Raw genomic sequence first — 12,878 nt, 5'->3', positions numbered from 1 at the left:
AGGTGGAGTGAGAGGCGGATCACACCGGATTACGCCGCAGCCAACCGGAAAGAAGGACGATGATGTCTTGCCCGATGACAGCAACACCCCCGGTCTCCACGCACGTCAGCACCGGCGGAAGCGCAGGCGAAAGCACCGCACTGCCGCCCTACTCGCATGAACTGGACTGGCCGGACGGCATGGCGCCGTTCAAGGTGGTGGACGACGGGACCCAGGGTGATCCCTACCGCCACTACCAGTGGATGCGCCAGAACGCGCCGGTGCTCCGCGCGCACTCACCCGTTTCGGATGTCTGGTTCATTTCCCGGTACGACGACGTCCGCCGGGCCATGCGGGCACCGAAAGTCTTCTCCTCGCAGGTTGTGGACCCGGTCCCGCTGACCTTCCTGACGCTGTTCGACGCACCCAACCACACCCGGCTCCGCCAGGTGGTGGCGCAGGCCTTCATCCCCAAGGCCATCGCCCGCTTCGAGGACCGGGTGCGGGAGAACGCCGAAAAGTACCTGGCACCGATGCTCGCCGCCGGCGGCGGGGACGCCGTGGACGACTACGCCATCCCGCTCAGCATGTCCACCATCAGCGCCTTGCTCGACGTTCCGGCCGAGGACTTCGAGAAGATGAAATTCTGGTCCGACGAGACCTTCAGCTACTTCGGCCGGCTCGCCCGGAACGCCCAGGGCACCGGCACCGACGAGCAGAGCACCCTCGAGTTTTTCGCCTACCTGAAAGACACCATGGAGCGCCTGTACGGTGAGGAGAGCGACTCTGTCGGCGGACATATCGCCAGGATGTGGAAGGAAGGACTGCTCAGCGAGAAGGAAGCCAAGGAACTCTGCGCCTTTGTCTTCGTCGCCGGCCATGACACCACCACCATCCTGCTGGCCAACGCGTTCCGGACCTTCAGCGAACAGCCGGACGTGCTGGAGAGGATCCGGCTGAATCCGGACGACGCGAACCTCTTCGTTGAGGAACTGGCCCGCTACCGCGGCACCGTCCAGCGGGCCAGCCGGATCACCACGGAGGCGGTGGAGGTTGCCGGCGTGACGATTCCCGCCGGCGCCATCGTCCGCCTGCTGCCCGCCGCAGCCAACCGGGACAGCAGCAAGTATCCGGACGGCGAGCGCTTCGACATTGACCGCAACACCGACGGCCACCTCGGCTTCGGGCACGGGGTCCACAGCTGCCTCGGCGCACCCCTGGCCAGGCTTGAGGTCCTGGTCACAGTGAAACTCCTGGCGGAGAAGCTCGCGTCGCTCACGCTGGATCCGGACAAACCCATCGAATACGTGCGCGGCAACAACCTGACGAATTCGGGCCCGGAGCACCTCCACGTGATGCTGCAGCAGGTCAACGCAGGGCAGACCAATGCGTAGCGGGACAGGCGCCGCAGCAGCGGCATCGACCCAGGACCCGGTGGGCATTCAGGACCCGGTGGTGACTAAGGACCCGGTGGTCATCGTCGGTTCCGGACACTCCGGCGTCGCAGTCGCCGCAGGCCTCCGCACACGCGGCTGGGAAGGCAACATTCTGCTCATCGACGCGGAGAACGAACTGCCCTATGAGCGGCCGCCGCTGTCCAAGGAATTCCTGAAGGACGGCGCCCCGGATGAGTCAGCCGTGCTCCGCAAGGAGAAGTTCTATGCGGACAAGGGCATCGGCCGGCTCGCCGGGGTCACCGCGGAATCCATCGACAGGAACGGCCGGACAGTGCTGCTGTCCAACGGGACGCGGCAGGCCTATCACCGGCTGGTCATCGCCACAGGTTCGCGGGCGCGGCCCCTCACCGTGCCGGGTGCCGGCCTTGCGGGAGTCAGATCCCTGCGGACCCGGGGCGACGCCCTCGAACTCAGGCGGCTGCTGGTTCCGGGATCCCGAGTGGCCATCATCGGTGCCGGGTACATCGGGCTGGAAGTGGCCGCGGCTGCAGCCGCGAAGGGCTGCGAGGTCACCGTGCTCGAATTCCAGGACCGCGTGATGAGCCGGGTAACGTCGGCCCCCGTCTCGCGCCACTTCGAGCAGCTCCACGAGCGGAACGGGGTGCGGTTTGTCTTCGGTGCCGCGGTCACCTCGATCGACGGCGGACAACGGGCCGAACGCGTGACCGTCGCCGACGGCACGGTCTTTCCTGCCGACGTCGTGCTCGCCGGCATCGGCGTCATACCCAACCAGGAGCTGGCCGCGCGCGCCGGCATCGACTGCCGGGACGGCATCCTCGTGGACGGGGACGGCAGGACTTCCGATCCCGCCATCTACGCCAGCGGGGACGTCACGCGGTTCACCAGCCCCATCGACGGTGCCAGCCAGCGGCTCGAATGCATCCAGAACGCGCTGGCACAGGCAGACCGCGTGGCCGCGCACATTGCCGGCCAGACGGCCGCTGAACCGGAAATCCCCTGGTTCTGGACCGTCCAGCACGGTATCCGGCTGCAGACTGCAGGCGTCCGCCATCCGGAAGACCAGGTGATAGTCCGAGGCGAACCCTCCGGCGGCAAATTCTCCGTGGTCTACCTCCGCGACGGCCGCCTCGCGGCCGTCGACACCATCGCCAACCTGTCCGACTTCCGCACGGCCAAACGGCTGATCGGCCAGGGAGCACGGATCGATCCGCTGCTGGCCGCGGACCCCCGCGTCCCCCTCGCCGAAGCCATTTCCGGCGCAACCAACCACTCCCACGCTGACCTCACGGCAGCGCGATCGTAAGGAAACCAACATGAGCAGCACCAGCATCAGCAACACCGCCATCAGCACCAAGCTGACCGTCGTCGACCGCGAAGGCGCCACCCATGACCTCGAATGGGAGCCGGGCCAGAGCATGATGGAGGCCCTCCGGGACAACGACCTGCCCGTACTGGCATCGTGCGGCGGCACCGCCTCCTGTGCCACCTGCCATGTGTTCCTGGAGCAGGAGGTCTTCGACACGCTGGAGGAACGCAGCGAGGACGAACTCGAGCTGCTCGTCGAGGCCGAGGGCTACCGGGAATGCGGCTCACGGCTCTCCTGCCAGGTGGGCTTCAGCCGGGACCTCAACGGGGTGACCGTGACGCTGGCCCCCGAGGAGTGAAGGCAGTCCGCGGCCCGGGTCAGGGAGTTAGCTCCCGGGCGGGTCAGTCACCGTGACCCGCACCGCGCAGGCGTCCGCCGCGGCCTTTTTCAGGACAGCTGCCCGGGGATCGGGAACATCGAGGTAGGCAAGGCGCGGCAGGCGTGCCCAAGGCTTCAGGGCAGGCAGTGCCAGGACTTCGTCGGCCAGGCCGCGGTCACCGCCCGGGAGGATGTACTCGAAGGCCTGGCCGGCAAAAACCAGCCGCGCCTGCTCCGCAACCGCCTCGGCCATCGCGTCCGACTGGTTGGCGCGGCGCCGGGCGAACCGCTGCTGCGACTGGCCGCCGGCGGCGGTGCGGGACTGCACATACTTGGAACCGGTCTTGGCGGCGAGGATGATCCCCTCGCTGGCGACGGCCACCCCGTATCCTCCGCGGCGGACCAGGACAAGGCCGACCGTGCGCGGCTGGGAAGCGAGGGAAGCCAGCCGTTCCACAAGGCCGGATCCCCGCCCCGGCCGGCCGTCGTCGGGCCACGGCCCCACCAGCAGGGCGGTGGCGCCGTCCGCGGCAGCCAGCCGCACGCCGTCGTCGTGGTCCTCATATTCAAGGTCACCGTGGCTGGCGGCGAACCGGTCCACCCAGCCGGCCAGCCGCGCGCCGGGGACGAACGCGGTCCTGGTGGACACCGGACGTCCCTGCGTCGGACGGCTGCCTGGCATTGCCGATTCCCTGCTTTCGTGGCCGGACTTTTCCTGCTGAATCTAGAAGTAGCCTATCTATGTGGATGATCTTTTTGGTTCGGCGGCCCAGGACAGCGACGACGACGGCGGCAACGGCGACGCCGACGACGCCGGCGATTCGGCCGAGTCCCGTTCAACACAGTCCCGTTCCGGCCAGTCCCGTTCCACGCCGCGCAGCCCGCTGGCCGTCCGGATGCGCCCCCGGACGCTCGACGAGGTGGTGGGCCAGCAGCACCTGCTGGGCCAGGGGTCCCCGCTGCGGCAGCTGGCGGCAGGTGCCGACGCCGCCGGCCCTGCCGGCCCCAGCTCGCTGATCCTCTGGGGGCCGCCGGGCACCGGGAAAACCACGCTGGCCCACGTGATCGCACGCGGGCCCGGGCGCAAGTTCGTGGAGCTCTCAGCCATCACCTCCGGGGTCAAGGATGTCCGCCGCGTCATGGACGACGCCCTGACCGCCCGTGACCTGTACAAGACCACCACCGTCCTGTTCCTCGACGAGATCCACCGCTTCAACAAGGCGCAGCAGGATGCGCTGCTGCCCGGCGTCGAAAAGGGCTGGGTTGTCCTGGTGGCGGCAACCACCGAGAATCCGTCGTTTTCGGTGGTCTCACCGCTGCTGTCCCGCTCCCTGCTGCTGACGCTCAAGCCGCTCACCGACGCGGACATCGAGGGCCTGCTGGTGCGGGCCGTTGAGGATCCCCGCGGGTTGAACGGCAATGTCCGGCTCAGCGACGAGGCCCTGGAACACCTCGTCCGGCTTTCCGGCGGTGACGCCCGCCGGGCGCTGACCGCGCTGGAAGCCGCCGCCGGCGTTGCGTTCGGTGACGCGGACGACGTCGGAAATTCCGGTGCGGGGGACGGTGATACCGAAGCGGACGGCACTGGTGCCAACGGCGCAGGCCAGCCGGTCGCCGTCGAGCCGGTCACGGTAGGGCTCCGGCACACCGAGCGTGCCCTGGACGCGGCAGCCGTCCGCTACGACCGCGCCGGGGACCAGCACTACGACGTGGCCAGCGCATTCATCAAGTCCATCCGCGGGTCCGACGTGGACGCGGCCCTGCACTACCTGGCGCGGATGCTGGAGGCGGGGGAGGACCCGCGCTTCGTGGCCCGGCGCATCGTAATCTCCGCCGCGGAGGACGTGGGCATGGCGGATCCGACCGCGCTGCAGACGGCCGTGGCCGCGGCGCAGGCCGTGCAGCTCATCGGAATGCCCGAGGGCCGCATCGTGCTCGCCGAAGCGGTGGTCCACCTGGCCACGGCACCAAAGTCCAACGCCGCTTACATGGGCATCAACAAGGCCATCGCGGACGTGCGGGCGGGCCTGGGCAACGGGATTCCCGCGCACCTGCGCGACGCCCACTATCCTGGGTCAAAGCAGCTGGGCCACGGCGTGGGCTACAAGTACGCCCATGATGCCCCGCACTCGGTGGCCGCCCAGCAGTATCCGCCGGACGACCTCGTGGGCCGCGACTACTACGAGCCCACTGCAAACGGTGCGGAGCGGGACATCGCCGTCCGGCTTGAGCGGCTGCGCAAGATCGTCCGGGGGAAGTGACCGCCATGGTAGGATGGATGCTTGTCTGGCAAGGCACGGACGCACAATCCACCGAATTTTAGTTCGATGGAGCTGTGCCCTGTGCCCAGTAGCAAAAGGCAGCGGTTGGCCGATGCTCTCCATCGTGGAGGCCAGTAACACTGACACACCGCAGATATTGGAAGGACACAAGTGGCTAACAACACTCGTGCTCGCCGTCAGGCCCGCCTCTCGCGGTCCCTCGGCATCGCTCTGACCCCCAAGGCCGCCAAGTACATGGAGCGCCGCCCGTACGGCCCCGGTGAGCATGGCCGTGCCCGCAAGAAGCAGGACTCCGACTACGCCGTACGTCTGCGCGAAAAGCAGCGTCTGCGCGCCCAGTACGGCATCCGCGAAGCCCAGATGACCCGTGCCTTCGAAGAAGCACGCCGCACCAAGGGCCTGACCGGTGAAAACCTCATCGAACTGCTCGAAATGCGCCTCGACGCCCTCGTGCTGCGTGCCGGCTTCGCCCGCACCATCGCACAGGCCCGCCAGCTGGTTGTGCACCGCCACATCCTGGTCGACGGCATCCGCGTTGACCGCCCGTCCTTCCGCGTCGGCGAGGGCCAGCTGGTCCACGTTCACAGCCGCAGCGAAACCATGCCTCCGTTCCAGGTTGCAGCAGCCGGTGCACACCGCGACGTCCTGCCCCAGGTTCCGGCCTACCTGGACGTCAAGCTGGACGCCCTGCAGGCACGCCTGGTTCGCCGCCCGAAGCGCGCCGAGGTCCCCGTGACCTGCGAAGAGCAGCTCGTCGTCGAATTCTACGCACGCTAAATTCCGGCAGCGTATACAAAGAAGCCCGTGGCAAGCGCCGCGGGCTTCTTTGTATGTAAGGTACTTGGGGGACATTTGCGGCTGCAGCACGTTGGCCGCCGCACGCCCGGTACAGTTCCACGGAATTTCAAGGAGATGAACGTCTATGTCTGGTGGCGATATTGCCGGCCTGATCGCGGCCGGGGTATTTGCGCTCCTGGTCCTGTTGCTGGCTGTGCCCATCCTCAAGCTGGGGCGGGTGTTCGACGAGGTCCGGACATCCATCCGCTCCATCAGCGACGGCGCCACCCCGCTCATGGACGAGGTCACCGCGACGGTCTCCACCACCAACCAGCAGCTGAAGAAAGTGGACGGCATCGCCTCCAACGTTTCGGACGCCTCCGCCAACATCTCCGCGCTGTCCTCCCTCGTGGCCGCGACTGTCGGTTCGCCGCTGATCAAGGTGGCCGCGTTCAGCTACGGCGTCCGTTCCGCTTTCGCCACCCGCAAGAAGCCCGCCACCGGCCGCCGCAGCCGCTAAGCCCACCCGGAGAACTGAAATGAAACGACTTGTCTGGATGGGAATCGGCGTGGCCATCGGGGTTATCGCCTTCCGCAAGGTCACCGAGGCGCAGTCAGCCCTGGGCCCCGAAGGCCTGAACCGGGCCGTGGGCCGGCTTGCCGACGGAGTCTACGACTTCGCCGACGCCGTCCGCGCCGGCATGCGCGAACGGGAAACGGACCTGCGCTCCGCACTGGGTGTTGACTCCCAGGACGTCGTCCGCCGCTAAACGCGCGAGAATTAAAACCTGCAGTGCCGTCCACCATCGGAACTGCCTCTGAATCAAACTGTCACGCGCCAGCATGCGTGAACCAAGAAGGGTAAGTAATCAGCTCATGAAGTCGCAGGAGATCACAAAGCGCTGGGTCGATTTTTTCGTCAGCAAAGGCCACACGGCGGTTCCCTCCGCATCGCTGGTCTCCAGCGACCCCTCCCTGCTGTTCACGGTTGCCGGTATGGTTCCGTTCATCCCGTACCTGACCGCTCGCGAGGAACCGCCCTACACCCGGGCCACCAGCGTCCAGAAGTGCATCCGCACCGGCGACATTGAGGAAGTGGGCAAGACCGCCCGCCACGGCACGTTCTTCCAGATGTGCGGCAACTTCTCCTTCGGGGACTACTTCAAGGAAGACGCCATCAAGTTCGCGTGGGAGCTGCTCACCACGGGCGTCGCCGACGGCGGGTACGGACTGCCGCCGGAACTGCTGTGGGTGACCGTCTACGAAGAGGACGACGAAGCCGAGGAACTCTGGCTCAAGAACACCGGAGTACCCGCTGAGCGCATCCAGCGCATGGGCAAGTCGGACAACTACTGGTCCACCGGCCAGCCCGGCCCGGCCGGCCCCTGCTCAGAGATTTACTATGACCGCGGCCCGGCCTACGGCGCCGAGGGCGGCCCCATCGCCGACGAGAACCGCTACGTGGAGATCTGGAACCTCGTGTTCATGCAGTACCAGATCGACAATGTCCGCTCGAAGGTCGAGTTCGACATCATGGGCGAACTGCCCCAGAAGAACATCGACACCGGCCTGGGCATGGAACGTCTTGCCATGATTCTGCAGGACGTCGAGAACATGTACGAGACCGACCAGGTCCGTCCCGTCATCGACATGGCCGCCAAGCTCTCGGGCAAGGAATACACTTCCGCCGAGACCGAGGACGATCCGCACCACACCGACGACGTCCGCATGCGCGTCGTCGCCGACCACATCCGCTCGGCCCTGATGCTCATCGCCGACGGCGTCACCCCCTCCAACGAAGGCCGCGGCTACGTGCTGCGCCGCCTCATCCGCCGCGCGGTCCGCTCCATGCGCCTGCTCGGCGTGGAACAGGCCTGCCTTCCGGACCTCCTGCCCGCCTCGCGCGACGCCATGAAGGGCGTCTACCCCATCGTGGACACCGACTTCGACCGCATCAGCCGGATCGCCTACGCCGAAGAAAAGGCGTTCCTGCGCACCATCGCGTCCGGCACGGCCCGCCTCGAGGACGCCGTCAACGAATCCAAAGCCGCAGGCCGCCCCCTTTCCGGCGCCGACGCCTTCACCCTGCACGACACCTACGGGTTCCCCATCGACCTGACGCTCGAAATGGCCGAGGAAGCCGGCCTGAAGGTCGACGAGCCCGAGTTCCGCAAGCTCATGCTCGAGCAGCGCCAGCGCGCCCAGGCCGACGCCAAGGGCAAGAAGGGCGGCCACGCCGACCTCTCTGCCTTCCAGGAGCTGCTGGCAGAGGGCGAAACCGTCTTCACCGGCTACACCGACCTCGAAGGCGAATCCCGGGTCCGCGGCATCCTCAGCGGCGGCAGCAAGGTGTCCCAGGCTGCCACCGGCGACGAAATCGAACTCGTGCTCGCCGAGACCCCCTTCTACGCCGAGGCCGGCGGCCAGGCAGCCGACACCGGTCTCATCACCGGCGATGGCTTCGTCGTCGAGGTTCTCGACGTCCAGCGTCCGCTCAAGGGCCTGAGCGTCCACAAGGCCATCGTCCGCGAAGGCGAGATCGCCTCCGACGCACTCGTCCGTGCCGCTGTGGACCGCGAACGGCGCCACGCAGCTGAGCAGGCCCACACCGGAACGCACATCGTGCACGCGGCACTGCACCAGATCCTCGGCCCGCAGGCCACCCAGCGCGGCTCGTTCAACAAGGCCGGCTACCTGCGCTTCGACTTCGCTTGGGGTGAGGGACTGAGCGCCGCCACCAAGTCCGAAATCGAGGAAGTGTCCAACCTCGCCATCCGGAACAACTTCCACGTGGACACCAAGGTCATGGGCCTCGCCGAGGCCAAGGCCCTGGGCGCCATGGCGCTGTTCGGCGAGAACTACGGCAGCGAGGTCCGGGTCGTGGAGATCGACGGCGCGTGGTCCCGTGAGCTGTGCGGCGGCACCCATGTATCCAACACGTCGCTGATCGGCAGCCTGTCCCTGCTCGGCGAGCAGTCCGTCGGGTCGGGAAACCGCCGCGTCGAGGCGTTCGTCGGCATGGACGCCTTCCGGCACCTGGCCGCAGAGCGTGCCCTCGTGACCGAACTCACCGAAATGCTCAAGGTGCCCTCCGGGCAGCTGGCCGACCGCATCTCCGCGACCCTCGCCAAGCTGAAGGCCACGGAAAAGGAGCTCGAGCGGCTCCGGAAGGAACAGCTCGCCGCCGCTGCCGCCCAGCTCGCCGGCACCGCCGTGGACGCCGCCGGCGTCCGGGTCATCGCGCACGACGCCGGCCAGGTCAGCGGTGCCGATGACATCCGCGGTCTCGCGCTGGACCTCCGCAACCGGCTCGGATCCGCTGCCTCCACGATTGCCGTGGCCGGCGTCAGCAACGACCGCCCGGTCATCCTGGTGGCCACCAACGAAGCCGCCCGTGAAGCCGGCGTCAAGGCAGGTGCCCTGGTCCGGCTCGCCGCTGGAATCCTCGGCGGCGGCGGTGGCGGCAAGGACGATGTGGCCCAGGGCGGCGGCACCGACGCCTCCAAGGTCGGCGCCGCACTGACCGCCGTCGTCGATGCCGTCACCAGGCGCTAACCAACCGTGACTTCATCCGCTGAGCCGCACGTCCACCCCCGGGGCGTTAAACTGGGGGTGGACGTGGGGACCGTCCGCGTCGGCGTCGCCATTTGTGACCGGGACGAGATCCTGGCCACACCGCTGAAGACGCTGGACCGCAATGCCAAGAAGAACTCGGATGTCAGGGTCATTGCCGCCCTCGCGGCAGACCGGGGAGCCGTGCAGATTTTCGTGGGCCTGCCGCGGACCATGAAGGGCGAGGAACACGCCTCAGCCCGCATGGCCACGGAGTACGCCCAGCTGCTGGCTGACGAGCTGGACCGCACAGGTTCGGACGTCCCGGTCCACCTGGTTGACGAGCGGCTCAGCACCGTCACGGCCCACCGGAACCTTCACGAAGCTGGCATGAGCAGCAAAAATCACCGTAAAGTGGTGGATCAGGTTGCGGCTGCAGGAATATTGCAGCACGCCATCGATATGCAAAAAGCCAGGGGAACGGATGTGGGGAGCCGTGTGCGCGCGCTTCCCCGTACGGGGCTGCCCGGTCAAGCCGCCGCAGATACTGCTGAACGGCCTGACCCGGAAAAGGAAACACGATCTTCAGAGGATGGACAGCTACAGTGAGCCCGGTCAATAGCGACGACTCCGCCGGCGACCCCTTCGCGGACGCCGGACGGCCCCTGACACGCAAAGAGATCCGCGCCCGCGAGAAGGCCGTCACCGCCGAATCCGGCGATGCCGTCCCCGAGCAGGCCTACGAGTCCGTCGAAGAGCTGCACGTGGGCGTTGGCGCCGCACAGCGGACCGGGTCATCGGCTTCGGCTTCCGACAGCCTCCGGACGGCGGCAATAGCCACACCTCCGGCTGCCGTGGCAGAGCCTGGTCCGGCCGTCGAAGTTCCCGACGTTCCGCCGGCTCCGCCAACCATCCACGACCCTGCGGAACATGCAGACCCTGCCGAACATGCGGACCACGCCGAGCATGCCGACCCGGCCGTGCATGGGCACGCTGCCGCCGAGGTCCACGGGGACCAGTCTGAGGACGCCCCGCATTTTGCCGAGTTTGCGGACAGTCACGCCGGGCCCCACGCTGACATTCACCACGAAGCTGTGCATAATGACCACGTCCACAATGAGGATGGCCACCATTATGACGTCCACCACGACGCCGTAGCCCACGAGCCCTACGAGGAGCATGTGCCCTATGAGCAGCAGGCCGTGGGGCACCAGCTCCTGGCCGGCGCCGAGAACGCAGCCACCGTGACGCGGCCCTCCAAGAAAGTCCGGCGCCGGCGCCGGCTCGTGGCGCTGCTCCTGACCCTCGCGCTCTTCGTCACAGCCACCGTTGTAGGCGCGCAGTTCCTTAAGCCGCTGCTGGGGAACGACAAGCCGGCCGACTATCCCGGCCCCGGCACCGGCCAGGTCAAGGTATCGGTCGTTCCGGGCGAAGGCCCGGTGTCAGTCGCCGCCAAGCTGGAGGACGCGAAGGTCGTGGCCAACGCCGACACCTTCATGGCGGCGCTGTCCGCCTCCGGCGGCACGCTCTCGCCGGGGGAGTACGACTTCAAGCAGGAGATGAAGAACTCCGACGCCGTCTCCGTACTCCTCAACGAGGGACAGGCCAAGGTCATGTACTTTGCCCTCAGCGCCGGCCTGCGGATCGATGAATCGCTGGAGGCGATCTCAGAGGGCTCGGGCCTTTCCCTGGCCCAGCTGAAGACGCTCAGCAACTCGCCCAAGCAGTTCGGGCTGACCTCCAAGGCAAAGAACCTGGAAGGGTTCCTGGCCCCGGGGGAGTACCGCTTCCCGCTGGGCACCACCGCCAAGGAAATCCTCACCAAGCTGGTGAAGAGCACCCAGGATGAACTCAAGGCGCAGGGCGTGACGGACGCCGCCAAACAGTACGACGTCGTGACCGTCGCCAGCATCGTGCAGGCGGAGGGCGGCCAGGCCGAGTACAAGGACGTGGCGGGCGCCATCTACAACCGCCTCAAGCCCACCAACACCGAAACGAACGGCCTGATCCAGTCGGACGCCACCGTCACCTACGGCCTGGGCAAGAAGACCTTCCACATCGATGAGGCCGAAAAGGCGGACAAGTCCAACCCGTACAACACGTACGCCATCCAGGGCCTGCCTGCCGGGCCCATCGGGTCGCCGGGCACGACGGCCATCGACGCGGCAGCCAAGCCGAACAACAACGATTACCTGTACTGGGTGACCATCAACCTCGACACCAAGGAGACGAAGTTCTCCAAGACGCTGGCCGAGCACAACGGCTACGTCGAACAGTACAACGCCTGGTGCGAGGCCAACCCGGGCCGTTGCGTATGAGCCTGCGGGCGGCCGTCCTGGGGCACCCCATCGGCCATTCGAAGTCCCCGGCGCTTCACCTTGCCGCCTACGCGCGGCTCGGAGCGGAGATCGGTTACAGCGCAATCGACGTGACCGAAGAGTCACTGCCGGCGTTCATGGACTCCGTCCGCGCCGAGCCCGGCTGGCGGGGACTGTCCGTCACCATGCCGCTGAAGAAAGCCATGGTCGCCGAGGTTGACGAGGTCCGCGGAGTGGCCCGGGTCCTGGGCGTCATCAACACGGTGGTGTTTGAGGGAGTCGGGGACTCCATCCGGCGGATCGGCTACAACACCGACGTCGCGGGGATCGTCAACGCCCTCCGCAACGCCGGGGCCGGTGACGGCCCCTCGGGCGTCATTCTTGGCGGCGGCGGAACGGCAGCCGCGGCAGTGGCAGCCCTGCAGGAGCTTGGCGCCGTAAAGGTGGACCTGTACGTGCGCAACACTGCCCGGGCCGAGGAAGCCAGGGCTGCGGCCAGCGGGCTCGGCATGGACATCACCGTCCATTCCCTCGACGGTGCCGTCGAAGCGATGGCCGGTGCCGGCGTCGTAATCTCCACACTGCCGCCGCGGGCGGCCGACGGGATGGCGGCGGAACTCGAAGCGCTGGGCCGGCGCACGGACGGCGTCCTGCTGGACGTCGCCTACGACCCCTGGCCCAGCCAAATCGCCGCGGCCTGGCACGCCGGAGGCGGAACAGTGGTCCCCGGCCTTGAAATGCTGCTCTACCAGGCGGTGGAGCAGGTCCGCCATTTCACCGGCCTCACAGAGGCCGGAAGTGCCGAAGTCATAGATGTGATGTGCGACGCAGTCGGGGCACCCCGGCGGGTGTCCTGACCGCCAGACAT

General features: G+C 67.4%; 12 protein-coding genes. 11 read left to right on the top strand and 1 reads right to left on the bottom strand.

Features of this window, described 5'->3' with window-relative positions; genetic code table 11:
• Positions 1-74 precede the first annotated feature (74 nt).
• From ABRP34_RS04060 to ABRP34_RS04050, 3 genes are read left to right on the top strand one after another with little or no spacing between them, the layout of a single operon-like run.
• Positions 75-1,373 carry a cytochrome P450 gene (locus ABRP34_RS04060; RefSeq protein WP_353712355.1) on the top strand — a complete coding sequence of 433 codons (1,299 nt, stop codon included), beginning with the start codon at positions 75-77 and terminating at the stop codon, positions 1,371-1,373.
• Positions 1,366-2,700 (top strand): FAD-dependent oxidoreductase, encoded by a 1,335-nt coding sequence (locus tag ABRP34_RS04055; RefSeq protein ID WP_353712354.1) that lies wholly within the window; start codon positions 1,366-1,368, stop codon positions 2,698-2,700. The genes ABRP34_RS04060 and ABRP34_RS04055 overlap by 8 nt, the downstream gene beginning before the upstream one ends.
• Positions 2,701-2,710: 10 nt before the next feature.
• The gene (locus ABRP34_RS04050) at positions 2,711-3,061 is read left to right on the top strand and encodes a 2Fe-2S iron-sulfur cluster-binding protein (protein ID WP_353712353.1); all 351 of its coding nucleotides are present in this window, start codon (positions 2,711-2,713) and stop codon (positions 3,059-3,061) included.
• Positions 3,062-3,088: 27 nt separating this feature from the next.
• On the opposite strand, the gene ABRP34_RS04045 is transcribed toward ABRP34_RS04050, so the two are convergent.
• Positions 3,089-3,763 carry an acVLRF1 family peptidyl-tRNA hydrolase gene (locus ABRP34_RS04045; protein ID WP_353712352.1) on the bottom strand — a complete coding sequence of 225 codons (675 nt, stop codon included), beginning with the start codon at positions 3,761-3,763 and terminating at the stop codon, positions 3,089-3,091.
• A 61-nt stretch (positions 3,764-3,824) separates the two neighbouring features.
• Between ABRP34_RS04045 and ABRP34_RS04040 the strand changes: the two genes are divergently transcribed.
• The 8 genes from ABRP34_RS04040 (at position 3,825) to ABRP34_RS04005 (ending at position 12,867) form a co-directional block, all read left to right on the top strand.
• Complete coding sequence (locus ABRP34_RS04040) at positions 3,825-5,342, top strand: replication-associated recombination protein A (RefSeq protein WP_353712351.1); 1,518 nt, start codon at positions 3,825-3,827, stop codon at positions 5,340-5,342.
• Positions 5,343-5,513: 171 nt separating this feature from the next.
• A complete protein-coding gene (gene rpsD / locus ABRP34_RS04035) occupies positions 5,514-6,140 on the top strand; it encodes a 30S ribosomal protein S4 (RefSeq protein ID WP_003800725.1) in 627 nt (208 codons plus the stop codon).
• Between the two features lie 145 nt (positions 6,141-6,285).
• Complete coding sequence (locus tag ABRP34_RS04030) at positions 6,286-6,660, top strand: DUF948 domain-containing protein (protein WP_003800727.1); 375 nt, start codon at positions 6,286-6,288, stop codon at positions 6,658-6,660.
• Positions 6,661-6,697: 37 nt separating this feature from the next.
• Positions 6,698-6,910, top strand: coding sequence for a hypothetical protein (locus ABRP34_RS04025; protein ID WP_043418332.1), 213 nt, complete (start codon positions 6,698-6,700; stop codon positions 6,908-6,910).
• 106 nt (positions 6,911-7,016) lie between these two features.
• The gene (gene alaS, locus ABRP34_RS04020; protein ID WP_353712350.1) at positions 7,017-9,695 is read left to right on the top strand and encodes an alanine--tRNA ligase; all 2,679 of its coding nucleotides are present in this window, start codon (positions 7,017-7,019) and stop codon (positions 9,693-9,695) included.
• A gap of 6 nt (positions 9,696-9,701) precedes the next feature.
• Positions 9,702-10,301 carry a Holliday junction resolvase RuvX gene (gene ruvX, locus ABRP34_RS04015; RefSeq protein ID WP_003800732.1) on the top strand — a complete coding sequence of 200 codons (600 nt, stop codon included), beginning with the start codon at positions 9,702-9,704 and terminating at the stop codon, positions 10,299-10,301.
• On the top strand, positions 10,298-12,010 hold the full coding sequence (gene mltG / locus ABRP34_RS04010; RefSeq protein WP_353712349.1) for an endolytic transglycosylase MltG: 1,713 nt from the start codon (positions 10,298-10,300) through the stop codon (positions 12,008-12,010). The genes ruvX and mltG overlap by 4 nt, the downstream gene beginning before the upstream one ends.
• Entirely contained in the window at positions 12,007-12,867 is an 861-nt protein-coding gene (locus ABRP34_RS04005; protein WP_353712348.1) for a shikimate dehydrogenase, read from the top strand. Before mltG ends, ABRP34_RS04005 begins: the two co-directional genes overlap by 4 nt.
• The last annotated feature ends 11 nt before the right edge of the window (positions 12,868-12,878 follow it).

Source organism: Arthrobacter sp. K5, from assembly GCF_040448525.1.
Taxonomy (GTDB): domain Bacteria; phylum Actinomycetota; class Actinomycetes; order Actinomycetales; family Micrococcaceae; genus Arthrobacter; species Arthrobacter globiformis.
The sequence above is the reverse complement of the archived record's forward strand: the minus strand, read 5'-3'. Positions and strand labels throughout refer to the sequence as shown.